Source organism: Paraburkholderia graminis C4D1M (genome assembly GCF_000172415.1).
Lineage (GTDB): Bacteria > Pseudomonadota > Gammaproteobacteria > Burkholderiales > Burkholderiaceae > Paraburkholderia > Paraburkholderia graminis.
Map to the genome: position 1 here is coordinate 25911 of NZ_ABLD01000015.1, position 23920 is coordinate 49830.

Consider the following 23920-nt stretch of genomic DNA (forward strand, 5'->3'; position numbering starts at 1 on the left):
TCGCTTTGCGGGCCTTGAAGGCCTCGAATGCCTGTGACATGATCCACTCTAAGTAACGAACTGGTTCGGTTTTATATGAACTCACCGAACCGGGTGCCAAGGATAAGGAGGCGATGTGAACAAGTGGATGAGCGCGGAAGCTGTGGCCGCTTCGATACCCGATGGGGCAACGATCGCGATTACGGGCTCGGGCGGCGGGCTGCTTGAACCCGACGCGATACTCGCGGCGCTCGAAGCGCGATTCCTTCGGACGGGCCACCCCGGCAATCTCACGGTCGTTCACGCATTGGGGGTGGGCGACGGCCAAGGCAGCGGCCTAGGGCGATTCGCGCACGTAGGCATGGTCAAGCGCGTTGTCGGTGGTCACTGGGTATGGTCGTCCGCCATGCAGGCACTGGCGGAGTCGGGTGAGATCGAGGGATACAGTTTCCCTGGCGGCGTGATCGCCACTCTTTTCCGCGAAATCGGGGCGGGCCGGCCCGGCGTTATCACCCGCGTGGGACTCAGGACGTTTGTCGATCCCCGACTCGGCGGCGGTAAGCTCAATGCGAACACCACTGAAGACCTCGTTGAACTGATCGAGATCGGCGGCGACGAGTACCTGCGCTTCAAGCCCATCAAGATCGACTTTGCCATCGTCATGGCGTCGTCCGCCGACGATCGCGGAAATCTCTCCACGCGCCGTGAACCCGCGGACCTCGACATTTACGCCGTCGCGCTGGCCGCGCACAACAGCGGCGGCAAGGTCATCGCGCAGGTGAAAGGCAAGTCCGACAGTCACGTACCCGCGCGCCTTGTGAGGGTGCCGGGTGTCATGGTCGATATCACCGTTGAAACGCCATCCCAGCGACAGTGCGCAATTAGCGACTACGACGCCACGCTCAGCGGTGAATCGCTCGGCGTGACACCCGACGCAGAAATGCCCGACGGCATGCGGCTGATCGTAGCCGAGCGTGCGGCGCAGGAACTCGGCACGAATCAGTCAGCGAATTTCGGATTCGGCTTCCCCGGGGCGATCCCCGCAGTACTCGCGGCACAAGGGCGCGGCTCCGACTACTGGGGCTCGGTGGAACAGGGCATTCACAGGGGCACCATGCTCGATGGCGCGATGTTCGGCACCGCGCGCAATGCAGACGCCATCGTGCCAAGCGTTGATCAGTTCGACTTCTACAGCGGCGGCGGTATCGATATCACGTTCCTCGGTATGGGCGAGTTCGATGAGCAGGGAAACGTGAACGTTTCGAAACTGGGAAACACCGTGGTTGGCCCTGGCGGGTTCATGGACATCGCGCAGGGTGCCAAGAAAATTGTTTTCTGCGGCGCGTTCGAAGCAAAGGGCCTGCGCGTTGAAAGAAAGAGCGACGACTCGCTTGAGATCGTATCGCCGGGGTCGGTTCCAAAGGCGGTCAAGACGGTTCGCCACGTAACGTTCAGCGGCCTTCAGGCCCGTCTCGACGGCAAAGAGGTTTTCTACGTCACTGAACGGGCAGTGTTCAAGCTCGATCCGCTTGGTGTTCGCCTGATCGAGTTAGCCAAAGGCATCGATCTGCACAAGGACGTGCTGGCACGGATGGAGTTTGCCCCGTTGGTCGATGAGCATCTTTTTGACGCTGCGATCGCTCACTGAGCTTCGAACGACACACGCCCCTACCCGAATCCAGAGGTATTTCTCATGCAGCAAGTTTCCGACGTCATCTTCACCATCGAAGGCGCTGTTGCGACGATTACGCTCAATCGAACGGCCCGGCACAACGCGCTGACGACCGGCATGCTGGACGACATCGAGCGTTGCGTCACGATCGTCGAACGCAATGACGAAGTGCGCGTGCTGAAGTTCACTTCGAACAGTCAACGATTCTTCTGCAGCGGCGCCGACATCGACGAATGGGGCGACATCGACCCGCAAACGATGGGCACGCGATTCATTCGGGATGGGAACCGCGTCTTTCGCAGGATCGCCGAGCTCGATAAGCCGACGATCGCTGTGCTTGCCGGTAGCGCACTGGGCGGCGGACTCGAACTCGCATTGGCCTGCGACTTCCGCTATGCGAGCGTTGACGCGCGAATCGGGTTTCCGGAAGCGGCGGTCGGTGCGATTCCTGGCTGGATGGGCTGCGCCCGCCTCTCCGAGCTTGTCGGCGCCACGCGTACCCGTGAACTGATCTTGCTGGGCGAGCCCGTCGGGGCAGCTACAGCAGCGCAATGGGGCATCGTCAACGAAGCGCTTGCCGCCGATGAACTCGCCGCACGCGTGGACGCCATTTGCACGACGCTTCAAAAGCGCTCGAAGACGTCCCTGTCCGTTGGCAAAAGACTCATACGGATGATGGAGACCGGGCAACGCGAATACGCGCACGAACTTGCAGCGTCAGTCTGCAAGGCGTCATCCGACGCTGCGGAAGGTGTGGCTGCATTCCGTGAGAAGCGCCATGCAAACTTTAGCTGATCTCACCTCGTCCAGCCGTGCCTTCTCGCCCGACTGGATCGATGGCGACACCAGAATCGTGGCGATTGTCGCCGACCCGATCTCACAGGTGAAGTCGCCTCAGTTCTTCAATTCCTTTTTCGCGCGGCAAGGCATCCATGCAGTGCTGGTGCCAGCGCACGTCACGCCTGAGCGATTGCATCAGGCAGTTTCCGGCCTGGCGGCTTTGCAGAACCTCGCGGGCGTGGTTATTACCGTGCCTCACAAGGTCGCCGCCTATGCCTTGGCTGACGTGCAACCGACAGAACGTGCTGCGGCAATTGGCGCTGTGAACTGTCTCCGAAAACGGGAAGAAGGCGGTTGGCTCGGCGACAACTTCGACGGAGAAGGCTTTGTCATTGGCCTTGAACAGCAAGGTGTGTCTGTATCGGGTCGGCAGGTCCTTCTCGTCGGCGCGGCTGGCGGAGCGGGCCGCGCGCTCGCGAATGCACTATGCACCGCACAGGTTGCCGCGTTGAGGCTAGCCGATATTCGTGAGAAAGCCGCCGAGGCACTGGCCGTCGAGCTTCGGAGCCGGTATGGGCTAGTGCACATCGAAATCGCAGAAGCCACCGGCAATCGCGCAGACGACCTGGTCGTCAATGCATCGCCGGCCGGCATGAGTCCATCGGATTCGATACCGATCGACATATCGCATATCAACAGGAGTGCCGTCGTAGCAGACCTGATCATGAAGCCGGAGCAAACGCCTCTTCTGCAGAAGGCTTCTGCGATGGGTTTAAGGACACATGCCGGGCGGCACCTTCTTCTCAGTTCCGTTGAACAGATAGCGAAGTTTTTGGGTGTAGTGAGTTGAGGCCAACTGCTGCCGGCACAGGACGTTAGAGAACCGGCACATCGGCTCGATGATGCGCAATCAGGCGCGTTCGCAAAGGAGACAGGAGTAAACCATGGAACATTCGAAATACCGTTGGCGCATCTGCGCTCTGCTATTTTTCGCAACGACGATTAACTACCTCGACCGCCAGGTTCTCGGGCTGTTGAAGCCCGCGCTTGCCGTGCAGTTCAACTGGACCGAAACACAATACAGTTACATCGTCGTTGTGTTCACAGCCTGCTACGCAATCGGGATGCTGCTCTCCGGCAAACTCGTCGACAAGGTCGGTGTGAAGATCGGCTACGGCCTATGTGTCCTGCTGTGGAGCATCGCAGCTTGCGGGCATGCACTCGTGCGCAGCACGTTAGGCTTTGGTGTGATGCGCGCACTGCTTGGCATTTCCGAATCTGGAAGCTTCCCGTGTGCCGTCAAAAGCGTCTCCGAATGGTTCCCCCGCAAGGAGCAGGCGCTGGCCGTCGGTATTCTGACATCGGGAACAAGCATTGGCGCCGTTGCAGCGCCCGCGGTCGTCCCCTGGCTCGCCGCGACCTATGGCTGGGAGGCCGCTTTCTTCGTCACGGGCCTGACTGGCTTCGTTTGGCTCGGCTTCTGGTACGTCATGTATCAGGCCCCTCTGAAGCACAGGAAGGTCACGAAGGCGGAGCTGGAATACATCAGCGAGGACGCCGCTTCGGTGTCCACTGCTGAACCTGCGAAAGTACGCTGGGTGTCGCTGCTGAAGCTCCGTGCGACGTGGACCTTTTTCGCTGGCAAGCTGCTCACTGATCCGATCTGGTGGTTCATGCTGTTCTGGTTGCCGTCGTACTTTAATGCGCGCTTCCACCTTGACCTGAAGAATCTCGGCCTTCCACTGGTCATCGTCTATATCGCAACGTCGATCGGCAGCATTGGTGGCGGCTGGGTATCGTCGTCGCTCATCCGACGCGGCTGGCCGGTCACGAAAGCACGGCAGACCACCATGCTTGTACTCGCGTTCCTCGTCACGCCGATTGCGTTGTCTCCTTGGATCAACGACATGTGGGCGATGGTTGCACTCCTGAGCCTCGCTGCAGCGGCGCACCAGGGATGGTCGGCCAACCTGTTCACGACGGCCTCCGACATGTTTCCCAAAGCGGCGGTCGGTTCGGTTGTGGGTATTGGTGGATTGGCGGGCGCGCTTGGCGCAACGCTCTTTCCGCTGCTAGTGGGTGTTGTGCTCGATCACTTCAAGGCGCTTGGACACATCAACGCGGGCTACAACATCCTCTTCGTGATCTGTGGCTCGGCTTATCTGGTCGCGTGGGTTGTCATGCGGGTTATCCGTTCGTCGAACCAGACGGTCGATATCGCGCAACTGTCGCCGAAAGCAAGCACGTAGCAGAACAAGCGAGTTGCGCCCTCCAAGAGATCGAACGACGCCCGGTCCTGACGAGAATAGAGGCCGGCTTCCCCCAGTGGGATGGTTATGTATGGGTGCAGCTTCGGTTGAGTTCGGACATTACCGCCGGGCGATAAGCGGTGGTCAATTGCACGCGCGTTTCCCATTCTGGCTGTGAAGTGTTGCACGGCTTTCGTCAATGCGCGGGTCGCTGATGGAAATTGTGTTTGGAGTTCTCCGTATGTGAGATTCGACGAGTCACGAATAGGCACCCGGCCGTCGTCGACGGTTGTGAGTAGGCCACTCGCTATCAAAACGATGAGACGAGAGCAGGAACGACGTCAAAAAGTCGCCGACGAGCCGTAAGTCAGCCGCGCCAAAAGATGGGCGCCTGTGGCTCCTGCGGGACGAGCTTCGTGACGTCGCGGCTGACAAACTGAACGCCCACATCGGCTCCGGCTTCGATTTTCTCGACCGGAGCATTGCCGCCTTCCGCGGCCACCGCGTCAAAGCCTGTCGCGCGCATGGGGATGACCTTGGTTGCTTGATTTTTGCTTCTTTCCCAAAGTCGGTTTGGAGGCGGCTAGGACCGAAGTTTCTTCAACGTCAACGGGGACATACCATAGACTTTCCTGAATGCGCGGCTGAAGTGTGAAAGATCAGAAAAGCCAAATCGAAGCGCTGCCTCCGTTACGTTGCGCGCGTGTCCTTCTTTCAGGGCACAGTAACTCGCTTCTAGCCGCCGCCTCCATAACCAGCTCATCGGCGTACTGCCCTGCTGCGCAAAAGCCCTTGTCAGCGTCCGGCTCGATACGCTTTGCGCGGCGGCAAGTTGCTCGACATCGAGCGACGCCACGTCGAGATGACGGTCAATGTACGCCTTCGTCCTTTCCACCAGCGCCTCGTGCGCCGAGACGTGCGCCGGCCGGCCAGCCTGAATCTCCAGCGTCGCGGCGAGCATATCGACGATAGCGCTCCCCACCAGCGACCCGCTACTGCCCTGATTGCCCGACAGGTCGCGCGCGGCGGATTCGCGAATCATCTGCGCGAGCAGATGGCCAATCGGCATGTCAGCGCCGATGCACGTCGCCGTCAGTGTATCGGCAAGAGGGAAGCGGAAATCGAGCACCTTGCGCGGCACCTCGACGATGCAAATCGTGCCCGCCGCGAGTTCGAATTCGAACGGTCGTGCCGCGTCGTACAACACCATGTCGCCTTCGCGTTGGACAACCGTGCGTCCGCTTTGCGCAAGTCGCCCTTCGCCCTTCATCATCAGACCAACCCAGAAGCTGTCGTTGGGTCCCGTCCGGATATGGGCACCGTCACGTTGCCAGCGATGCTGCGGCGCAATCAATTCGCTGATGATCAGTGTGCCCAGCGTGCGCACGCGAAGGCTACCGTCGAACTGATTACCGCTCAGCGGCACGCTCGCGGCGGGAATGCAGTGCCGGCACACGACCTCTTGCCAGTATGCGAACCGTTGAGACGGCTCTATGGACGCGGTCGAATACGTTGATTCCATGGCGTGAGCTTCCAGGAGAATCGTTTCAATCTATTGGCAAAGAAATCTTCTGGCAACCAGAATTTCCACTGCACGGCGCCATTGTTCGCCCGACGCCGACGCCTCTGGCGGCCGTGAGCCAAGGTGGCGGCCTATCCAGTCAAAGCAGTGTATTGCCGTTGAGCTACCATCACACACCTCTGTGGCTTGCGCTGCGGCGGCGCGAATCCGCTCAATCAGCGACAACGGGGCATCGTTCATCTCGACCCTTGAAAAACTACCGGCGTCGCAACAGGACTTCTCTCGATGCACCGTTCAACAGACTTCTCGCCGGCTACCGAAACGACGCTCGAATCGGTGCCCGGACTATCCGTCAGCACGCATACCCTCGCGACTTCGCATGTGACGTCATGGCGCAGCCATTCCAATGCGACAGTTGTCGTACTATGCCTAAGGGGTCGATTGCGAATCGACATCGACAGGCCGATGTTCGCGGCGGATCTCGCCCCCGGCGAGATGTACACGTTTCCGCCCAATCTCACTTATCGTCTCGGCGCAATGTCGGTCGATGCGGCGTTTCTCGTGGTCCGCTCCGGCGTGCCCTGGGACTTGCAGGAAGGCAGCGTCGCGCACGTCGATCGGGAGCCCTTTCTGCGCGACGCCCCCGCGATCGCGCCCGTCGCTTTCGACGATACGGTGGATGCGAACTTCGGTGCTTATACCGCCGGCTACACGCGCGTCGATGTGCTCGCCCGCACCGACCGACTGCGCTGCCTGATTCTGGGTCTCGGCGAAAAGCGCTGCGTGCCGTGGCATAGCCACAGCGAAATCGACGACACTTTTTTCTGCATCGAGGGACCGATGCGCGTCGAAACGCGCGATCCCGACGCGACGTATGTGCTGATGCCCGGCGACACATGCAGGGCAATCGCCGGGCAGCCGCATTTCGTATCGGGCACCTACGGCAACCCGTGTCTTTTCCTGGTTGTGCAGGGCACCGGTCAATACAATTACGTGCCGTTTGAAACCGCCCAGTTGGGACAGCCGGTTCAATAGAGCGCCGCTTCACAAGGCAAGCGGCGTCGCGCCACATGCGTCGGGGCGGTTTTACGCAGCGCGACTTTCGATCAACTCGGGCGCGCGCCGATGAAATGCAGTCGCCTGCTGGAACGCATGTCCGACACGGAACAGCGTCGCCTCGTCAAAGGGGCGGCCAATGATCTGCATCCCGACCGGCAGGCCTTCATCGTCAAAACCACATGGCACGTTCAGCGCGGGCAGCCCTGTCAGGCTCGCGATGCCGGTGAATTGCATGATCGCCGAGAGCATATCTTCCTCCACGCCATCTTCGATCACGACGCGGGTTTCGCCGACGCGGGTGGCCGTGAAGGGCAAGGTCGGACAGATAAACACGTCGACCTTGTGAAAGGCTTCGATAAACGCGGCCCGCAGCACCGCGCGATAGCGCTGTGCCTGAATGTAATGGGTCGCGAGCAGCAGTTCACCGACCTCGAGCAGCGTACGCACGTCGTCTCCATAATCCTGCGGCCGCTCGCGCAGATGCCGCTGATGCCAGGCACTCGGCTCCGCCGCTTCGATAGTCAATTGGGCGGAAATATTGTCTTCGATTCCGTCGATCGGCACGTCCACGACGGCCGCACCCAGTTCGCGCAAGGTATCGAGCGCCTGCTGCACAGCACCGTGAACAGCGGGTTGCAGGTGATGAAAAAAGTAGCTGGGGATCACACCGATGCGCAAGTGCCGGATGCCGTCTGCGAGCGTTTGCAGATAATCGCCACAAGGCTGCGCCGCGCTGCCGGCGTCGGCACGATCGAATCCGGCAATCACGCCGAACAGGGTCGCGCAATCTTCCACGGTACGCGTCATCGGGCCAGCGGTGTCCATGCTCCACGCGAGCGGCACAATGCCGCGATTGCTCACGCGTCCATAGGTTGGTCGTATGCCGACCGTACCGTTGACCGCCGACGGCAACCGGATCGATCCGCCAGTGTCGGTGCCAATCGCGCCGAAGCAGAAACGTGCGGCCACCGCGACCGCCGAACCGCCGCTCGAACCCGCCGGAAAGCGACTCGTGTCCCATGGATTTCGCACGAAACCATAGTGCGGATTGGCCGAGGTCCCGCCCCATGCAAATTCGTGCATGTTGGTTTTGCCAATCAGGATCGCGCCGGCCTGGCGCAACTTCGTGACGATGGCCGCATCCTCAGCGGGATGCCAGTCCGCGAGCACGCGGCTGCCTGCCGTGGTACGGGTATGCGCCACGGCGATGTTGTCCTTCAGCGCGACCGGAATCCCGTGCAGAGGGCCGAGATCGTGCCCCGCGTCGAGCAACGCACCGGACGCGGCTCCCACCTTGAGCGCCTGTTGTTCGAACACGGTAATGAACGACTTCAACAGCGGGTCGTGCGCGGCGATGCGCTCGAGCGACGCTTCCACTAGCTGCGAAGGCGTGACGTCGCGGCGACGCAATGCCTGCGCCGCCTCCGTGAGCGTCCAGTCGAGAAAATCATGCTTCACGGCGTGTCTCCTTCCAATCCGGCGCCGTGCGAGAACACAGTAACGGGTAGCACGTTGTCGAAGCGCGCCTCGCTCATACGCTGTGCGAGCCGCAGCGCGTCCGCGCGCCAGGCGCTGAGCACGCTCTCGACCTGCGCCACACGCTCAGGGGGAAGCGGTAGCCCCGCCGCTTTCGCGAGGTCGGATACGCATTCGCTCGGACTGTCTTCAAGACTCATGGTTGCCTTCCGTTGACTGGAAGATTCCATGCTAGCGACGCATCGCCATCGCGCTTGACCCGGGCCGCCTATGTACCTGGCTGCCCGAGCCAGACGCCGCCTGATATTCGGGTGCGTCGTGCAGCGCACACGCGGGCCAGCGCATCCAACAGCTCGTGGCCGAGGCGGACCATGACGCTGGCGCTGCAAGCCAAGCGTCATCTATTTGTGCTTCTTACGATGCGCTCCTGCCAGTCCGACTGACGTGGTCGAACGCACCATCCATGTCCGCCAGCGCCCGATCACTTACAGGGAGTCACAATGCATTCGCAAGTCGAAAGTCCGCCAGTATCCATCGACGATCGCGCGTCGTCACACGCCGCCGGGCGCCCGCTGGGCGCACGCGATTACCGCACGCTGGCGCTCGCCGCGCTGGGCGGCACGCTGGAGTTCTACGACTTCGTGATCTTCGTGTTTTTCACCTCGGTCATTGGCAGTCTGTTTTTTCCGCCGGGCATTCCCGACTGGCTGCGGCAGTTTCAGACGTTCGGCATCTTCGCGGTCGGCTATTTCGTGCGACCGGTCGGCGGTATCGTCATGGCGCATTTCGGCGATCTGCTCGGGCGCAAAAAGATGTTCACCCTGAGCGTGCTGCTGATGTCGCTACCCACGTTGCTGATCGGCGTGCTGCCCACGTTCGCGCAGATTGGCTTCGCGGCGCCGCTGCTTCTGCTGCTGATGCGCGTCCTGCAAGGCGCGGCAGTCGGCGGTGAAGTGCCCGGCGCGTGGGTGTTCGTCTCCGAACACGTGCCCCGCCGTCACGTGGGACTCGCGTGCGGCACGCTGACGGGCGGCCTCACCGCGGGCATTCTGCTTGGCTCGCTGGTTGCGACTGCGACCAACGCCGCGTTCGATCGCACAGACATTCTGGCGTTCGCGTGGCGATTGCCGTTCATTGCGGGTGGCATATTTGGAATCGTGGCGATGTTCCTGCGGCGCTGGCTCGAAGAAACTCCGGTATTTCGCGAGTTGCAGGCACGCAAGGCGGTCGCCGCCAGCATGCCGCTCAGGACGGTGATGCGTTCGCACCTGCGTGGCGTGGCACTGTCGATGACGCTGACATGGACGCTGTCCGCGGTGATCATCGTGATCGTTCTAATGATGCCGGCGCTGATGCAAAAGAACTTCCACCTGCCCCCCGCTGACACGCTCGCCGGCAGCAGCGTCGCCACCATCGCGCTGACGATCGGCTGCGTCGTTGCAGGCTTGCTGTCCGACCGCATCGGACCCCGCCTCGTGCTGGCGCTCGGCTCTGCGCTACTGGCCGTCTGCTTCACCTGGTTCTACGGCCGCCTGCACGTCGGCGCGCCGTTGCAGGCGTGGCTCGGCCCCTATACGGTGACCGGCTTCGCGGTCGGCATGATCGGTGCGATTCCGCTGATGATGGTCCGCGCGTTTCCCGCCGCGATCCGTTTCACCGGCATCTCGTTCTCGTACAACATTGCCTATGCGATCTTTGGCGGCCTCACGCCGATTCTGATTTCGCTCGCGAGCGTGGCTACCGTGATGGCGCCCGTCATCTACGTCGCCGCGCTGTGCATCGTCGCGATCGTCGCGGCGGTTTGCCAGCGCGGGGCCACGCATCGGGACCGGTAGCGTTCAGGTGAGCAGGCGGCTTTTTCCGAACGCCCGCACCTGCGAAAACGGGCGTCGGCCGTTACCGTTCGCCGGTCTCTTAGCCGGCGTGCGCGCCCGCCGCGATGCGATGCGCGCCGGGAAGTTCGACCCACGCGTGCGGCCCTTGCAGAATTTCATCTGGTGTCAGCAGGCAATCGTCGAGCGCCGCTTCGAGCTGAACGGGGTCGACATGCTGGCCGATGAAGACGATCTCCTGCCGGCAATCGCCCACCGTGTCGTCCCATCTCGACAGAATCGTGTCGCGCCGGTACGCATCGCGCGGCCACTCGGCACGCGGGATGAAGTTCCACCAGCGGCCCGTGAATGCCCAGTTGAAGGCGCCGCCGGTTTGCACGAGCATGCCGATCTCCTCGAACTGGCTTGCGATCCACATATAGCCTTTGCAACGGAGCAGCGTGCCGTTTCGCCACGGCCTCTCGAGCAAATCGGCGAGCCGGCCCGGGTGGAACGGCGCGCGGCTGCGATAGACGCTCGAACGCACGCCGTAGGTATCGGACTCGGATATCGCGTTGCTATCGTCGAGCTTTTGCGCCCAGCCGGGCGACCTGGCGAGCGCAGCGAGATCGAACTTGCCGGTGTTGATGATGTTGGCGAGAGCAACGACGCCGTGCTCCATCGTTACCACCTCTGCGCGCGGATTGAGTTGTTGCAGCAGCGCGCGCAGTCGTCCGAGTTGCGCGGGCGTGGCGAGATCAGCCTTGCTGATCACGAGCACGTCGGCAAATTCGATTTGCTCGACAAGCAGACTCGCGAGACTGCGGCTGCCGTCATTCTCTTCCGTCGCCGCGCGCTCTACCCGCTGCTGCGACGCGAATAACGACGCGAAGTTCGCGCCATCCACGACCGTGACCATCGTGTCGAGCCGCGCCTCTTCGGACAAGCTGAAGCCTTTGTCGTTAAGAAATGCAAACGTCTCGGCCACCGGCAACGGCTCGGATATCCCGGTCGACTCGATCAGCAGATAGTCGAAGCGGCGTTGCCGCGCCAGTTCGCTGACCGTTTGCAGAAGATCGGCGCGCAACGTGCAGCAGATGCAGCCGTTGCTCATCTCGATCAGTTCTTCGTTCGCGCGATTCAACGTGACGCCGCGTTGAGCCGCGTCGCCATCGAGATTGATCTCGCTCATATCGTTGACGATGACTGCCACGCGCAGCCCCTCGCGATTGCGCAACACGTAATTGAGCAACGTCGTTTTGCCCGCGCCTAGAAATCCCGACAGCACGGTCACCGGCAGTCGTCCGGGAAATTTCCATGGGTTCCTGTCTCCACAAACGTCAGAAGGCCCGCAACGGGACCGTCTGACTGACTGGCGCGCCCACGCGTTTTACACGTGTGCGTTTTTCCCGCTGTGCGAGACCGGCGGCGTCTTTCCGGGCCGCTGGCAGCTCCACCTTGTCGAGATAGCCTTCGAACAGATCGACGACCGACGAAGCCATCGTCCGCGGCTTCGCCCCATAGCTTGCGGGCGTTGAATCTCACGTGGTAGGTCGGCTCATGCAACGCTTCCTTGCCATGGCCGATCGATCTGGAACGGCCATTTTTCTTTCGTGCGATGCAGAACCACGCCGTGCCGGCCGCGCACATAACCGGGCATGCGGATATGGCCCGGGACGAATTCGTCGCGAACCCGCACGGTATCGCCAACTTCGAACGGCTGGCGGCCCGCACGTGTCTGCCGTCCTTGAGAAAAGTACGGCCGTGCCAGTTCGAAACGCGTGCCGAGCATTTCGTCGAGTTCCTTCTGCGTGATGACGCCGTACTCGACCAGCAGCGTCGCGGTGCCGATCACGATTCGATCGTAGTACGGCGAGCCGAAATAATGACGCGCGTTCATCCGCTCGATCGCGTGACGCAGTTCGTCGACACTGAAAACCTTCATCCCGTCGGCCGCGAGAAAAAGCAGGCTATAGGCGAGATGTTCCCAATCTTCGTGAAACACCGGTTTGTAGCTCAGGCTGTTATTCGTATGCGCAACGCGGCCGAAGCCCTGCATGCCGCCAAGATCATGAATGCCGTCCATATCCGACTCCTCGGTCTGCAAAAGTAAGGGTTAGGCGCGCGGCGCGACCGGACGAGCGACGCCGATCAGCACGTCTTTCGTGACCAGCCCGGCCAGTTCCTCTTCGCTCATGTGCCCGGTTCCTTCAGGCCGCACCGGCAGCACCAGATAGCGCGTCTCGGCGGTGGTGTCCCATACCTGAACGATCACGTCGTCCGGCAAATCCTCGCCGAGCTCGCGCAGAACCGTACGCCCTTCGCGCACCAGACGCGCGCGATATTCGAAGCTCTTGTACCACTCGGGCGGCAAGCCAAGCACCGGCCAGTTGGTGCACGAACACAGGCTGCACACGATGACGTTCTGCAGTGTCGGCGTGTTTTCCAGCGCGACGATGTATTCGCCCTGCGGCCCGGTATAGCCGAATTGCGCGCACGCAGCGGTGCCGTCTTCAAGTAGCAGCTTTCGATACGCGGGGTCAACCCATGCCCGTGCCACCACTCGCGCGCCGTTGGACGGATCCCAGTCGTGTTCCATCAGCTTCGTAAAGCTTTCGATGTAACCGTCAGGGATCAATTTTTTGTCGAGCAGTACTTTGTGCAGCGCACGGGCCCGCTCATCCGGCGTCGCCTGCTGGTTCGACGTGTGTTGATTCATCGCTCACTCCTGAAGGCCGTCGCCAAGTGAAGGCCGTATTCGTGGGAAAGCTCGTGGCGAACCCGAGCCATTCGTTTGCGTCCGAATCTAGAATCTATCCGAACTAGAAAACGTCGACTTGCCTGATTGCGTCACCTTGCTTGAACCCGCTCGCCACAAGCGACGCTTGCATCCGGCAGCCAATATCACGACGCCGCGGCGGGCTGACAAATCCGGGAAAACCCGATACCTTTTGCGACAGGCCGCTCCCCCGGCTGGCACGGATAGCCAGGAGGAACGGCTCGCACGGTCAAGCGACAGCGTCGAATGTCGATACCATGTGCGTCTCCTTCCTGGTGCGACTCGCCATGCTGCCAGCCGACTGCCATTCGTACGACGACGCCAAGCAGAGCTTCAACTGGCGCATTCCCGCGTACTACAACATCGCCCGCGATGTGTGCGACAAGTGGGCCGATGGATCGAATCGTCTCGCGCTGGTCGTGGAGAATGCGGACCGCACTCAAACACGTTTTACGTTCGACGATCTGAAGCGCCTCTCCATCCGATTCGGCAATGCGCTGCAGGCACAAGGCGTGCAGCGCGGCGACCGGGTTGCCATCTTCGTGCGTCAGTCGGTCGAGGCGGCGATCGCGCATCTGGCGGCTTACCGGATAGGTTGCATTGCGGTGCCGCTGTTCGCGCTGTTCGGCACCGAGGCGCTCGGATACCGTCTCGCCAATTCGGGCGCGTCCGCAATCGTCGTCGATCAGGAAGGCGCCGCGAAGCTTGTCGGTATTCGCGACGGCTTGCCGGCGCTGCGGCTCGTGTTTTCCATCGACGGCGCGAACCCCACGTTCTGGACGGCCATCGACAACGCGTCGGACGCGGAGCCGCAGATCACTACTTCTGCGGACGATCCCGCCATCATCATTTATACGTCCGGCACCACCGGCAAACCGAAGGGCGCGTTGCACGCACACCGCGTACTGCTGGGACATTTGCCGGGTGTCGAGATGTCCCAGCAATGCTTTCCGCAGTCCGCAACGCTGATGTGGACACCAGCGGACTGGGCATGGATCGGCGGGCTGTTCGACGTATTGCTGCCCGCCTGGCACCACGGGGTGCCCGTGCTCGCCTGTCGCTTCGACAAATTCGACGGTGATGCCGCCTTCGACCTGCTCGAGCGTCATCGGGTCAGCCACACGTTTTTGCCTCCGACAGCCATCAAGATGATGCGCGGCGCGGTCTCCCACCGGCCACGCCAGCTGACGCTGCAATCGGTGGCGAGCGGCGGCGAGCCACTTGGCAAGGAATTGCTCGCGTGGGGTCGCGCGACCCTCGGCGTCACGATCAATGAGTTTTACGGACAAACGGAATGCAACATGGTGCTGTCCTCGTGCGCGCGATGGTTCGAGCCGTGCGCTGGCGCCATCGGTCAAGCAGTGCCCGGCCACGACGTCGCGGTGATCGGCGAACAAGGTCAGCGGCTGCCGCGCGGCGAAAGCGGCTCGATTGCCATAGCCGGACCGGACCCGGTCATGTTCCTCGGCTACTGGCCGGACGACGAGAGCACCAGACTAAAATTCCGCAATGGCTTTCTCGTGACCGGCGATCTCGGGTGGCAGGACGAGGCGGGATTTTTTCATTTCGTCGGCCGCGATGACGACGTCATTACCAGCGGGGGTTACCGCATCGGTCCGGGCTCGATCGAAGATACGCTGCTAAATCATCCTGCTGTGCGATACGTCGCCGTGGTTGGCGCGCCGGACCCGCAACGCACTGAAATTGTGTGTGCGTTTATCGTGCTAAAACCACCATATCGGGGCGACGATGCACTGATGGCCGAATTGCAGAGACACGTGAGGACGAAGCTCGCCGCGCACGAGTATCCGCGCAAAGTTTATTTCGTGGACGAACTTCCCATGACCTCCACTGGAAAGGTCGTCCGCAAAGCGCTCCGCGAGAAACTGAACAGAGAGCCAGGAAGCTGCTGATCGGAGCACCTGGTGGCGCGTAGAGCCCCTCAAGCGTTCGAATTCGGCGTCCCGACTCCGTCCTCGTCGGTACTACTAGCTCATCAAGCGAATCGCAGTTGACACCGGCACTTGCGCAATCAACAGTTACTCTGCGTACCACCTGTCGAATACCGTGAGGCTCGCCAACGCTTCAAACGTATGACGCACTGGAACGGAGCGCTGACACGCATGCCTTTGTCAATTGCAGCAGGAAAGTGAATGGCGGCGCTGCAGACGCTGACGGCTGCATACGGCTCCAACGTCTACTGGCGATCCAAGGTCAGCATGATCTGCAGTCGGCTGAGTTTTGGCAACGTCACAGGGGAGCGCTCCAGATTGATGGAGCGATGACTGTGAAAAAAAAGTGAAAAACATATATTCCAGATTTCCAATTGCGGGCGGCTCATCGGTCGAGCCGATCCGATAAGGCTCGACCTGTCGACATTTATCGCTCGCATAATCTTGAGTGGTATTAGCGACGGGCATGGGCGAATCTGTCTGAAGGCAAAATATCGCGCCTCGAATTCCAACGACAGCAATGGTGGTGTTGCATCCGCAGCGAAGGGCGCAAGGAACTTCAGGGGTGTACTTTTGCCGAAATGATTTTTTGCAAGAAGACAGTACATCTCTAAACAACCCATATAAGACGCGGAAGGTCCTTTGTGCTCTGCTAGCTGGCCACAATCGTGGCGGGTACGTTGCTACGAATCGACTGTGCGGTTTCACATAGCGCACGATATGTAGCATGGGTTATCCGCCCCGTAGTGTCATCGCGAGCCATCGCTTAAACTCATGAATCGTGCAACAAGCGCCACTTGAAACGGTTCGTCGCGCAAGCAGCAAACCGGGCAGCGGGCCCTTGAGCTTGGGGTTAAGCACATGCGCTTGCTGGAAGGCGATGGCCAACTGATCAAGGTCCTCGACACCAACGAAGTGCTGCGACTCGAACCGTCTCTCTCGGAAGCGAAGGGAAAGATAACAGGGGCAATCTATTGCCCGACAGACGAGACCGGCGACCCCGGAAAATTCACCAACAGCCTCGCCGAAAAGGTGATCGCACGTGGTGGCGAGATCATGACTTCCACGACGGTTTTGGCCATCGATCAGGATGGTCACCGGTATGCCGTTCTTTTTACAGTGGCAGGTTCAGTTTGCGTCCAGGGAATTCAACCGGCTTCAAGTTTGCGCATTTCCGAGCCAACCCCATTTGGCCATTTCTTCCGCAATGTATTCGGAAAACTCATCCGGCGTGCTTGCTACCACTTCTATCCCGTTCATCGCCAGCGCTGCTTTGATTTTCGGAGCATTCAGAGCTTTGACGATCGCACGGTTGAGGGTCATGACAACGGGCATCGGTGTATTGCGCGGCGCCACTAGTCCCAGCCAGTTATCGAGTGCATAAGCTTTGTTGGTGGCCTCAGCCACGGTCGGCACCTCAGGCAACGCGGCGCATCGTTGAGACGTGGTCACAGCCAGAGCCCGCAACTTCCCGGCGCGCACCAGAGGCAGCATGGAAGCCGCATTATTGAAACTGAGATCGAGAGCACCGCTTTCCAGGTCCTCGTAGAGCTTCCTGGTGTCGGCGTAAGGACGATGAACCATCTTGACGCCCGTGGTCTTCTGAAACAGCAGCGCCGCGAGGTAAGGCGCACTGCCGACGCCTGAACTACCGTAGCTCAGTTCTCGTTGCGAAGCCAGGTGGATCAACTCTTTGACGTCCGTTGCCCCGAGTGACAAACGTGTTCCCAGAACCAGCGGCGATCGGGTTGCGAGGCAGATAGGCGAGAAATCCCGAACCGGGTCATAACCGAGATCTGGCCGGATGTTCGGATTGATTGCATGCGTGCCGAACGTCGCCACCAAAATCGTATCTCCGTCTGGTCGACTTGAAATTGTCTCCTTCACAGCCTTTATGCCAAGATCGCCCGGCTTTAGTTCGATTGCGACTGGCCTCCCAAGCGCCGCAGCGAGCTCTGGCTCGATCGCGCGCAGCAGATCGTCCGAGGCGCTATGACGAGAAAATCCGATTAGCACCCGCAAAGGCGCCGCGGTCGTATTGCCTGATTCCGTGGTTGTCGAGTCGGGCATTGAAGGCGTAGAAGATCGGGAAATACTGGGCCAGAACCCGGACATTATCATCGCTGGAAGCATTTTCGTGACGATGTGACGACGAGTGTGTCTGCTCATGGAATTCTCTTCAAGAAGCCAAAAAAACAGCGCAGTACGCTTAAACAACCCATCCGGCCCGGGTTGCTTCATTCCAGCAGCGGAGTCGCCCGGCTATCGCTCGTCTTTGATAAAAAAACGGAGCGACGCGGTCAGCAGTGTGGACACGAGCAACATGGCTGCCATCCCGAGCATGCCCATTGCGAAAGAGCCAGTGATGTCCTTGAGCCAGCCCACCAGGAACGGACCTGCGAAGCCACCAAAGGTGCCGACGGAGTTGATGAACGCAAAGCCGCCAGCCGCCGCCGCGCCCGAGAGGAACCGCGTCGGGATACTCCAGAACACGGCGCGCGCTGTCGTCACCCCTATGACGGCGAGCGTGATGCCGATCATCGCGGGCCAGAAACCGCTGAACACCGCGGCGACGATCATGCCTCCCGCGCCGAAAAGACAGGTCAGCAGCAGGTTCAGAATCTTTTTGCCACTTCTGTCGACCGCCCTCGCCCACGTCAGCATGGCAACTGTCGCGAAGATGTACGGAACCGTTGAAACCAGGCTGATGGCCGAGATGCTCAGGCCGTGCGCCTTGAGAATCGTCGGCAACCAGATGCCGATGCCATAGGAACCAAGGACGAAGCCAAACTGTATGCCCGTCAAAATCAGCACACGCTTGTCTTTGAGCGCACCCCGAAGGTCCTTCTTCTCTTTCTCGCGATGCTCCGACGCAAGCGCCCTGATCAGCGCCTGACGTTCCGCATCCGAGAGCCAGCTTGCTTGCGACGGGGTATCGCGCAGCATCACGAGAACGATGATCCCGATGATCGACGCGGGCAGGCCTTGCAAAATGAACATCCACTTCCAGCCCGCGAGGCCGAGCAACCCGTGCATGCTGAGCAGAAGGCCAGAGAGCGGACCGCTGAGAATGGACGACACCGGCACACCCACCATAAACCACGCAAGCATGCGGGTGCGGTATCTGGCCGGAAACCAGCTCGCGAGATAAAACGTCACGCCGGGAAAAAAACCCGCCTCAGCAACGCCGAGCACGAAACGCGCGAAGTAGAAGCTCTTTGGTCCGATCGCGAGAGACGTCGCAGCCGCCGCTATGCCCCACGTGATCATGATTCGTGCAAGCCAGCGGCGCGCCCCATAGCGATACAGCATCAAGTTGCTCGGCACTTCGAGCAGGCAATAGCCCGCGAAGAGAATGCCCGCCCCCCAGCCGAATTGCGTCGCGCTCAGGCCGAGGTCCGCATTCATGCTGAGGGCCGCGAAGCCAACACTCGTGCGATCGATGTAATTGAAGATGAACGCGAGCGTCAGAAGCGGAAGCAACCGCCACGCGGTCTTTGATACGGCTTGACGCTCCAGTTCTTCGTCGGAAGTCGACGCGAACGGAACGGCTTGTGCATGCGATGCGGATGTCATGGCTTGTCTCCCGCCAGATTCAATAGCAGTCTGTGCGATTGCAGTTCAGAACTTGTGGCGAATGCCGACGCGAACGGCGACCTGATTGTTTGTCGACGATGGTGTCATGCCGGTGATGGTCGCGACTGCAGGCTGGTTGAGCGAGTCGGTGCCGCTCGCGTGCTCATAGACGGCCACGGTGTAGACATCCGTGCGCTTCGACAGAAAGTAGTCGGCACCGAGGCTCGACAACTCGTACTTCGCGCCGTTGCGTCCGGCGGCTCCGCTGCCCGTCGTATAGTCGAACGCGGCCCCAAGCACGAAAGCGGGCGTCACCTGCCACTTCGCACTTGCTTCGATGTTATGGAAATAGGCGGTGCCGGTATATCCGAGGGGATTGGGACCCGACGACGACCCCAGATCCTGGAAGCGCGTATTCGAATACGCAACGCCCAGCGTTGCGGGCCCGATTGCGTAGGCCGCCGAGATCGCCGCAATCTGCAGGTTCTTCGCCGAGGCGTAGCCGGCATAGATTGGATTGCTCTGGGGCGAGGTCGCCGAGCCAGCGCCGCCAAGATTGTTGGCAGTCGCCGGTCCGGCATTTGGATTCGTGCCATAGAACGACGTGTTCGGGTTGTGAGCATTCAGGTAGCCCACGCCGACGGAAAGTGGTCCATTCGCGTACCCGGCGCCGACCGACCACACGCGATTCGTGCCGAAGGACCCGGCCACGCCACCGAGGCTGTAGAGGCCCGCGACGGTCAAGCCGGCTATCGTCGGCGACGTGTACTTGATGGAATTATTGACGCGGCGGGTGTTCGAAGCGTTGTCCAGGTCGCTCGGATGCTCCACCATGTAGCCGCCCCATTGCGGCGCGGCGAGCAGCGGCGCATAAAAGTCGACGACCTCATCATACTGGCGGCCCAATGTAACTTTGCCGTATCGCGTGGTGGAAATGCCGACCCAAGCTTGACGTCCGAACTCGGCCCCGCCTTGGCCGAGCGTGCCGTTGTTTGCGCTAAAACCGCTTTCGAGCAGGAAGATCGCCTTCATTCCGCCGCCGAGATCTTCGGCGCCTTTCAGGCCCCAGCGGCTTCCCTGAAGCCCGCCAGTGCCGCCGTCCATCACCGACCATTGCTTGCCACCGCGAAGGCCGGTTGCAGTCCGGGCGGATTGCGCGTTATTCAGATAATTGACGCCGATATCGATGATGCCGTACAGCGTAACGTTGCTTTGTGCCTGCGCGGTCAGGCACGGGATCAGCAAGGCTGCCGGCATGATTTTCCTGAACATCGTTTGTCTCCTCTTCCTGTTGTAGATTCGTTTTGCTGAACATCAATAGCGCCAGGTCGCCGACATCTGCCGCGTCGCGGACTTTTCGAGCAGGCTGTCTAGCACGTAAGGCAGAATGCCTCCGTTGCTGAAATAGGTCGCTTCTATCTGCGTGTCGATGCGCGCGAGCAGCTTCACTTCACGCTTGCTTCCGTCGGCACGCGTGACAACGAGCGTCGCTTCCTGAAGGGGCTTTACGCCTTCGTCGAGCCCTTTGATATCGAAGGTTTCGGTGCCGTCGAGTCCGAGTGTCTGAGCACTGTCATCGCCAATGAATTGCAACGGCAGCACGCCAAGTCCCGCGAGATTGCTGCGATGAATGCGCTCGAAGCTTCGCGCGACGACGGCCTTTACACCAAGCAGGCGCGTGCCCTTCGCAGCCCAGTCGCGGCTCGATCCGGTGCCGTACTCCTCGCCGGCAAAAATGATCGAAGGCGTGCCCGCTGTGATGTAACGGCGCGATGCATCGAATATCGTGGTGCGCTCGCCGCTTGGACGATGCACCGTGTACGGGCCTTCGTCAGCGGAGCCGTCGGCTTTTGCGGACAGCATGAGATTCTTCAGGCGAACGTTGGCAAAAGTGCCGCGCACCATCACTTCGAAATGGCCGCGTCGGGCGCCATAAGTGTTGAAGTCTTTTTGAGGAACGCCGCGCTCCGTGAGCCATTCACCAGCGGGCGAATTTTTCGCGATCGAGCCGGCGGGACTGATGTGATCGGTCGTGATGGAGTTTCCGAGGATCGCAAGCGCCCGTGCGCCCACAATACCGTCGCCGCCTGACTGGGGCGCGCCAAAGAAATCGGGTTCAGCCGCATACGTCGATTCGGGCCAGTCGTAGACAGCGCCTTCGCTGGTTTTTATGGCGTTCCAAAGATCGTGACCGGCGGTGAAGTCCGAATAGAGCTGCGTATAGTGCGCGGAGTTCGCGGCGTAGACGCTGAGCTCCTTGATCTCGTCGTTCGTCGGCCAGATATCAGCGAGCATCACCGGACGACCATCGCGGTCCAGGCCGAGCGGTTCGGTCGTTACATCGACACGGATTGAGCCCACGATTGCGAGCGCCACCACGAGCGGCGGGCTCGCGAGAAAGTTGGCCCGCAGATTGCCGTGAATCCGTGCTTCGAAGTTGCGGTTACCCGAGAGGACCGCGCTGCAAACCAGATCCCGGGACACGACAGTTTCCTCGAGCGCGGGATCCAGCGGCCCGATGTTTCCAACGCACGCACCGCACCCATAGGCAGCGATGCCGAATCCAAGCGCCTCGAGGGGTTCCGTGAGGCCCGCCTCCTTGAGATAAGCGGTCACGACGCGCGAGCCGGGCGTGAACAGTGTCTTGACCCACGGCTTGGCTTTGAGGCCACGGGCGAGTGCTTTCTTCGCAACGAGACCGGCGGCGACCAGCAATTCCGGATTCGACGTGTTCGTGCACGACGTAATGGCGGCGACCAGCACGTCGCCGTGACCGATTTCATACTGCTCCTGCGGACCGGGTGCGCCCGCCGGTTTCGAGGTGACCGTGTAGCGTTCGTCTAGCTGGGCGACACTCTTGCCATAGCCGCCGCTCTTGACGTCCTGAACCATGACTTCGTCGAAACGGCGGCCCAGCGCCGAAAGATCGACGCGATCCTGGGGGCGCTTCGGTCCTGACACGCTCGGCCTGATTGCCCGCAAGTCAATCCTGATGATGCTCGAATAGTCGATATCGCCCGTCCTCGGCGCACCGAACAAGCCTTGTATGGTGAAGTAATCGCGGATGAGCGCGACTTGCTCGTCGCTTCGGCCCGTGTTCCGGTAGTAGGCAAGCGTGTTGTCGTCAACCGGGAAAAAACCGCTCGTGGCCCCGTACTCGGGAGCCATGTTGGCAATCGTCGCGCGGTCGGTGGCGCTGAGCGACGCCGCGCCCTCGCCGAAGAACTCGACGAGCTTGCCGACAACTTTCGCCGCGCGCAGCGTCTCGGTGACCTGAAGCACCGCGTCCGTCGCGCTCACGCCCGCTGCGAGTGAACCGGTCAGCTCGACACCGACCACATCGGGCATCAGCATGTAGACGGGCTGGCCGAGCATGCCCGCCTCCGCCTCGATGCCGCCGACACCCCAGCCCAGTACACCAATGCCGTTGATCATGGTCGTATGCGAGTCGGTGCCGACCAGAGTGTCCGGAAACACGAGGCCATCTTTCGCAATGACCCCCTGTGCGAGATACTCGAGATTGATCTGATGGCAGATGCCGATGCCCGGCGGCACGACTTTGAACGTCTCGAAGGCCTGCATGCCCCACTTCATCAGTTCGTAGCGTTCGCGGTTGCGACCGAACTCAACTTCCATATTCCGGCGCAGCGCGTTTGGCACATTCGAAAACTCGGTCTGCACGGAATGGTCGACGACCATATGCACGGGCACGAGCGGCTCGACCGCCTTCGGATCGGCATTGCGCTTTAGCGCCTGGCTTCGCATCGCGGCAAGGTCGGTGAGGAGCGGTATGCCAGTGAAGTCCTGGAGCAGGACGCGGCCGACCACGAATGGAATCTCCTTCTCACGCGGCGCGTTCGGCGACCACGACGCAAGATCGCGAACGTGCGATTCCAGCACCTTCGCGCCGTCGCAATTGCGCAGCACGGATTCGAGCAGAATCCGAATCACCACGGGCAAGCGTCCCAGATTCGGGAACCCCGATGCAGCCAGCGCTTCGAGGGAAAAATAGCTGGGCGACGAAGCGTCCGCAGCGTTTAGGTGACGAATGCAATCGGAGAAGCGGGAAGTGTTGTCTGCCGTCATGGTGTTCTCTTGCGGTATGTGGAGCAGTCGTTGCGGGAAATGCTTGCGGCTCAGAACCTGAAGAGCTCGCGAGGCGTTTCGCCAAGCACGGTTGCGCGCTCTGCTACATCGGGAATCCAGTCAGCGATGGCGCCGACTTGCGCGCGGTAACTCTGTGAGGCTTCGTGTTGCGTGAAGGGCCAGTCGCTCGCCCACATGAGCCGCCCGGCGCCGAACGCCTGGCAGAGTCGGGGTGCGGCTGCGCGCGCAATCTCGGGACTGGTCCGGTAGGCGCCGGACAGCTTCACCCAAACTTGCCGGCTCGGCGCAAAACCCAGCAGCCGCTCGAAGCCTTCGTCCTCCATGCCGGGTTGACGCTCGGGCATGCCGAAGTGATCGACGACTACCTTTGCTCCCGCCTCAACCAGCGGAGCGAGAGACTCGTGCAGGCGAGCGCAACGGTCGTTGATTTCAATGTGCCAATTGCGACGGACGCACTCGGCAACGGCTTCCGCCCACGCGCCGGACGCGAACGAAGGGACTGGCAGGTTGCCCGTCAGGTTCACGCGCACCCCGACGACACCCGCGGCCTCGAACTCGTCGAACAGGCGCAGGTCGGACGCGGGATCGATCGCGACAACGCCGCGCAGACGTTCCGGATGAGCACGCAAGCCCTCCAGAAGATAGGCGTTGTCGTTCCCGAGAATGCTGACGGCGACGAGAACGCCCTTTGCAATTCGGTTGGCATCCAGTTCCGCGATGTAGGCATCAATTGAGGCGTCGTAGTCCGGCGTAAAACGTCGCGACGGCACAAAGGGCAGACCGCGGTGAAACACATGCGCGTGGGTATCGACAATGAAAACGCTAGTCGCTGACATCGGGTTGTCCCTGTTGCCTGTTTGATTATTTGATGCCGAAAACGCAATTAGGTTACGTTTCACTGTGTGTGTTTGTCAAACCAAAAACGCAATATTCTTTTCGAGGACGAAAAAAAAGCCGC

At 60.8% G+C, this 23920-nt stretch carries 19 protein-coding genes and 2 pseudogenes; 8 read left to right on the forward strand and 13 right to left on the reverse strand.

The window, feature by feature from the left end:
* The first annotated feature begins 115 nt into the window (after window positions 1–115).
* The 4 genes from BGRAMDRAFT_RS21625 to BGRAMDRAFT_RS21640 all read left to right on the forward strand — a co-directional run bounded on the left by BGRAMDRAFT_RS21625 (window position 116) and on the right by BGRAMDRAFT_RS21640 (window position 4680).
* Entirely contained in the window at window positions 116–1627 is a 1512-nt protein-coding gene (locus BGRAMDRAFT_RS21625; protein ID WP_006050957.1) for an acyl CoA:acetate/3-ketoacid CoA transferase, read from the forward strand.
* A 45-nt stretch (window positions 1628–1672) separates the two neighbouring features.
* Window positions 1673–2446 carry an enoyl-CoA hydratase/isomerase family protein gene (locus BGRAMDRAFT_RS21630; protein ID WP_006050958.1) on the forward strand — a complete coding sequence of 258 codons (774 nt, stop codon included), beginning with the start codon at window positions 1673–1675 and terminating at the stop codon, window positions 2444–2446.
* The gene (locus BGRAMDRAFT_RS21635) at window positions 2430–3281 is read left to right on the forward strand and encodes a shikimate dehydrogenase family protein (protein ID WP_006050959.1); all 852 of its coding nucleotides are present in this window, start codon (window positions 2430–2432) and stop codon (window positions 3279–3281) included. Before BGRAMDRAFT_RS21630 ends, BGRAMDRAFT_RS21635 begins: the two co-directional genes overlap by 17 nt.
* Window positions 3282–3375: 94 nt before the next feature.
* Complete coding sequence (locus BGRAMDRAFT_RS21640) at window positions 3376–4680, forward strand: MFS transporter (RefSeq protein ID WP_006050960.1); 1305 nt, start codon at window positions 3376–3378, stop codon at window positions 4678–4680.
* 409 nt (window positions 4681–5089) lie between these two features.
* On the opposite strand, the pseudogene BGRAMDRAFT_RS34620 reads toward BGRAMDRAFT_RS21640, so the two are convergent.
* A pseudogene (locus BGRAMDRAFT_RS34620) lies at window positions 5090–5218 on the reverse strand (electron transfer flavoprotein subunit alpha/FixB family protein); the annotation flags it as partial.
* 45 nt (window positions 5219–5263) lie between these two features.
* Window positions 5264–6202, reverse strand: a complete 939-nt coding sequence (locus tag BGRAMDRAFT_RS21645) for a helix-turn-helix domain-containing protein (protein WP_006050962.1) — start codon at window positions 6200–6202, stop codon at window positions 5264–5266.
* Window positions 6203–6487: 285 nt separating this feature from the next.
* Between BGRAMDRAFT_RS21645 and BGRAMDRAFT_RS33265 the strand changes: the two genes are divergently transcribed.
* Window positions 6488–7237 (forward strand): cupin domain-containing protein, encoded by a 750-nt coding sequence (locus BGRAMDRAFT_RS33265; protein ID WP_006050963.1) that lies wholly within the window; start codon window positions 6488–6490, stop codon window positions 7235–7237.
* A gap of 51 nt (window positions 7238–7288) precedes the next feature.
* Here the strand turns inward: BGRAMDRAFT_RS33265 and BGRAMDRAFT_RS21655 are convergent, their stop codons facing one another.
* Both BGRAMDRAFT_RS21655 and BGRAMDRAFT_RS21660 read right to left on the reverse strand, forming a co-directional pair.
* On the reverse strand, window positions 7289–8719 hold the full coding sequence (locus BGRAMDRAFT_RS21655; RefSeq protein ID WP_006050964.1) for an Asp-tRNA(Asn)/Glu-tRNA(Gln) amidotransferase GatCAB subunit A: 1431 nt from the start codon (window positions 8717–8719) through the stop codon (window positions 7289–7291).
* Window positions 8716–8937 carry a hypothetical protein gene (locus BGRAMDRAFT_RS21660; protein ID WP_006050965.1) on the reverse strand — a complete coding sequence of 74 codons (222 nt, stop codon included), beginning with the start codon at window positions 8935–8937 and terminating at the stop codon, window positions 8716–8718. The genes BGRAMDRAFT_RS21655 and BGRAMDRAFT_RS21660 overlap by 4 nt, the downstream gene beginning before the upstream one ends.
* 300 nt (window positions 8938–9237) lie before the next feature.
* On the opposite strand from BGRAMDRAFT_RS21660, the gene BGRAMDRAFT_RS21665 reads away from it, so the two are divergent.
* Window positions 9238–10572: an MFS transporter gene (locus BGRAMDRAFT_RS21665; protein ID WP_006050966.1), complete on the forward strand. Its 1335-nt coding sequence runs from the start codon at window positions 9238–9240 to the stop codon at window positions 10570–10572.
* Window positions 10573–10651: 79 nt separating this feature from the next.
* Here BGRAMDRAFT_RS21665 and BGRAMDRAFT_RS21670 read toward each other — a convergent pair whose 3' ends face one another.
* From BGRAMDRAFT_RS21670 to nthA, 4 genes are read right to left on the reverse strand one after another with little or no spacing between them, the layout of a single operon-like run.
* Complete coding sequence (locus tag BGRAMDRAFT_RS21670) at window positions 10652–11842, reverse strand: GTP-binding protein (RefSeq protein WP_006050967.1); 1191 nt, start codon at window positions 11840–11842, stop codon at window positions 10652–10654.
* Window positions 11843–11888: 46 nt separating this feature from the next.
* Complete coding sequence (locus BGRAMDRAFT_RS35495) at window positions 11889–12050, reverse strand: hypothetical protein (RefSeq protein ID WP_006050968.1); 162 nt, start codon at window positions 12048–12050, stop codon at window positions 11889–11891.
* 56 nt (window positions 12051–12106) lie between these two features.
* Entirely contained in the window at window positions 12107–12634 is a 528-nt protein-coding gene (nthB, locus tag BGRAMDRAFT_RS21675) for a nitrile hydratase subunit beta (protein WP_006050969.1), read from the reverse strand.
* A gap of 30 nt (window positions 12635–12664) precedes the next feature.
* Entirely contained in the window at window positions 12665–13267 is a 603-nt protein-coding gene (nthA, locus tag BGRAMDRAFT_RS21680; protein WP_006050970.1) for a nitrile hydratase subunit alpha, read from the reverse strand.
* Between the two features lie 347 nt (window positions 13268–13614).
* On the opposite strand from nthA, the gene BGRAMDRAFT_RS21685 reads away from it, so the two are divergent.
* Together BGRAMDRAFT_RS21685 and BGRAMDRAFT_RS33845 are read left to right on the forward strand one after the other, a co-directional pair.
* A complete protein-coding gene (locus BGRAMDRAFT_RS21685; RefSeq protein WP_044021635.1) occupies window positions 13615–15240 on the forward strand; it encodes an acyl-CoA synthetase in 1626 nt (541 codons plus the stop codon).
* A gap of 900 nt (window positions 15241–16140) precedes the next feature.
* Window positions 16141–16377, forward strand: a pseudogene (locus tag BGRAMDRAFT_RS33845) (FAD-dependent oxidoreductase); the annotation flags it as partial.
* A gap of 60 nt (window positions 16378–16437) precedes the next feature.
* On the opposite strand, the gene BGRAMDRAFT_RS21690 reads toward BGRAMDRAFT_RS33845, so the two are convergent.
* The 5 genes from BGRAMDRAFT_RS21690 to BGRAMDRAFT_RS21710 all read right to left on the reverse strand — a co-directional run bounded on the left by BGRAMDRAFT_RS21690 (window position 16438) and on the right by BGRAMDRAFT_RS21710 (window position 23861).
* Entirely contained in the window at window positions 16438–17448 is a 1011-nt protein-coding gene (locus tag BGRAMDRAFT_RS21690; RefSeq protein WP_232292320.1) for a tripartite tricarboxylate transporter substrate-binding protein, read from the reverse strand.
* A 93-nt stretch (window positions 17449–17541) separates the two neighbouring features.
* Window positions 17542–18855: an MFS transporter gene (locus BGRAMDRAFT_RS21695; RefSeq protein WP_006050974.1), complete on the reverse strand. Its 1314-nt coding sequence runs from the start codon at window positions 18853–18855 to the stop codon at window positions 17542–17544.
* Window positions 18856–18900: 45 nt separating this feature from the next.
* Complete coding sequence (locus BGRAMDRAFT_RS21700) at window positions 18901–20127, reverse strand: porin (RefSeq protein WP_006050975.1); 1227 nt, start codon at window positions 20125–20127, stop codon at window positions 18901–18903.
* A 42-nt stretch (window positions 20128–20169) separates the two neighbouring features.
* Complete coding sequence (acnA, locus tag BGRAMDRAFT_RS21705) at window positions 20170–22941, reverse strand: aconitate hydratase AcnA (RefSeq protein WP_006050976.1); 2772 nt, start codon at window positions 22939–22941, stop codon at window positions 20170–20172.
* Between the two features lie 50 nt (window positions 22942–22991).
* Complete coding sequence (locus tag BGRAMDRAFT_RS21710; protein WP_157140639.1) at window positions 22992–23861, reverse strand: amidohydrolase family protein; 870 nt, start codon at window positions 23859–23861, stop codon at window positions 22992–22994.
* Window positions 23862–23920 lie beyond the last annotated feature (59 nt).

Bases quoted from the DNA above. Each gene is read 5' to 3' on its own strand.
- BGRAMDRAFT_RS21630 (WP_006050958.1), top strand. From the start codon at position 1,673: ATGCAGCAAGTTTCCGACGTCATCTTCACCATCGAAGGCGCTGTTGCG.
- BGRAMDRAFT_RS21635 (WP_006050959.1), top strand. From the start codon at position 2,430: ATGCAAACTTTAGCTGATCTCACCTCGTCCAGCCGTGCCTTCTCGCCC.
- BGRAMDRAFT_RS21640 (WP_006050960.1), top strand. From the start codon at position 3,376: ATGGAACATTCGAAATACCGTTGGCGCATCTGCGCTCTGCTATTTTTC.
- BGRAMDRAFT_RS21645 (WP_006050962.1), bottom strand. From the start codon at position 6,202: ATGGAATCAACGTATTCGACCGCGTCCATAGAGCCGTCTCAACGGTTC.
- BGRAMDRAFT_RS33265 (WP_006050963.1), top strand. From the start codon at position 6,488: ATGCACCGTTCAACAGACTTCTCGCCGGCTACCGAAACGACGCTCGAA.
- BGRAMDRAFT_RS21660 (WP_006050965.1), bottom strand. From the start codon at position 8,937: ATGAGTCTTGAAGACAGTCCGAGCGAATGCGTATCCGACCTCGCGAAA.
- BGRAMDRAFT_RS21665 (WP_006050966.1), top strand. From the start codon at position 9,238: ATGCATTCGCAAGTCGAAAGTCCGCCAGTATCCATCGACGATCGCGCG.
- BGRAMDRAFT_RS35495 (WP_006050968.1), bottom strand. From the start codon at position 12,050: ATGGCTTCGTCGGTCGTCGATCTGTTCGAAGGCTATCTCGACAAGGTG.
- nthB (WP_006050969.1), bottom strand. From the start codon at position 12,634: ATGGACGGCATTCATGATCTTGGCGGCATGCAGGGCTTCGGCCGCGTT.
- nthA (WP_006050970.1), bottom strand. From the start codon at position 13,267: ATGAATCAACACACGTCGAACCAGCAGGCGACGCCGGATGAGCGGGCC.
- BGRAMDRAFT_RS21685 (WP_044021635.1), top strand. From the start codon at position 13,615: ATGCTGCCAGCCGACTGCCATTCGTACGACGACGCCAAGCAGAGCTTC.
- BGRAMDRAFT_RS21690 (WP_232292320.1), bottom strand. From the start codon at position 17,448: ATGAGCAGACACACTCGTCGTCACATCGTCACGAAAATGCTTCCAGCG.
- BGRAMDRAFT_RS21695 (WP_006050974.1), bottom strand. From the start codon at position 18,855: ATGACATCCGCATCGCATGCACAAGCCGTTCCGTTCGCGTCGACTTCC.
- BGRAMDRAFT_RS21700 (WP_006050975.1), bottom strand. From the start codon at position 20,127: ATGTTCAGGAAAATCATGCCGGCAGCCTTGCTGATCCCGTGCCTGACC.
- acnA (WP_006050976.1), bottom strand. From the start codon at position 22,941: ATGACGGCAGACAACACTTCCCGCTTCTCCGATTGCATTCGTCACCTA.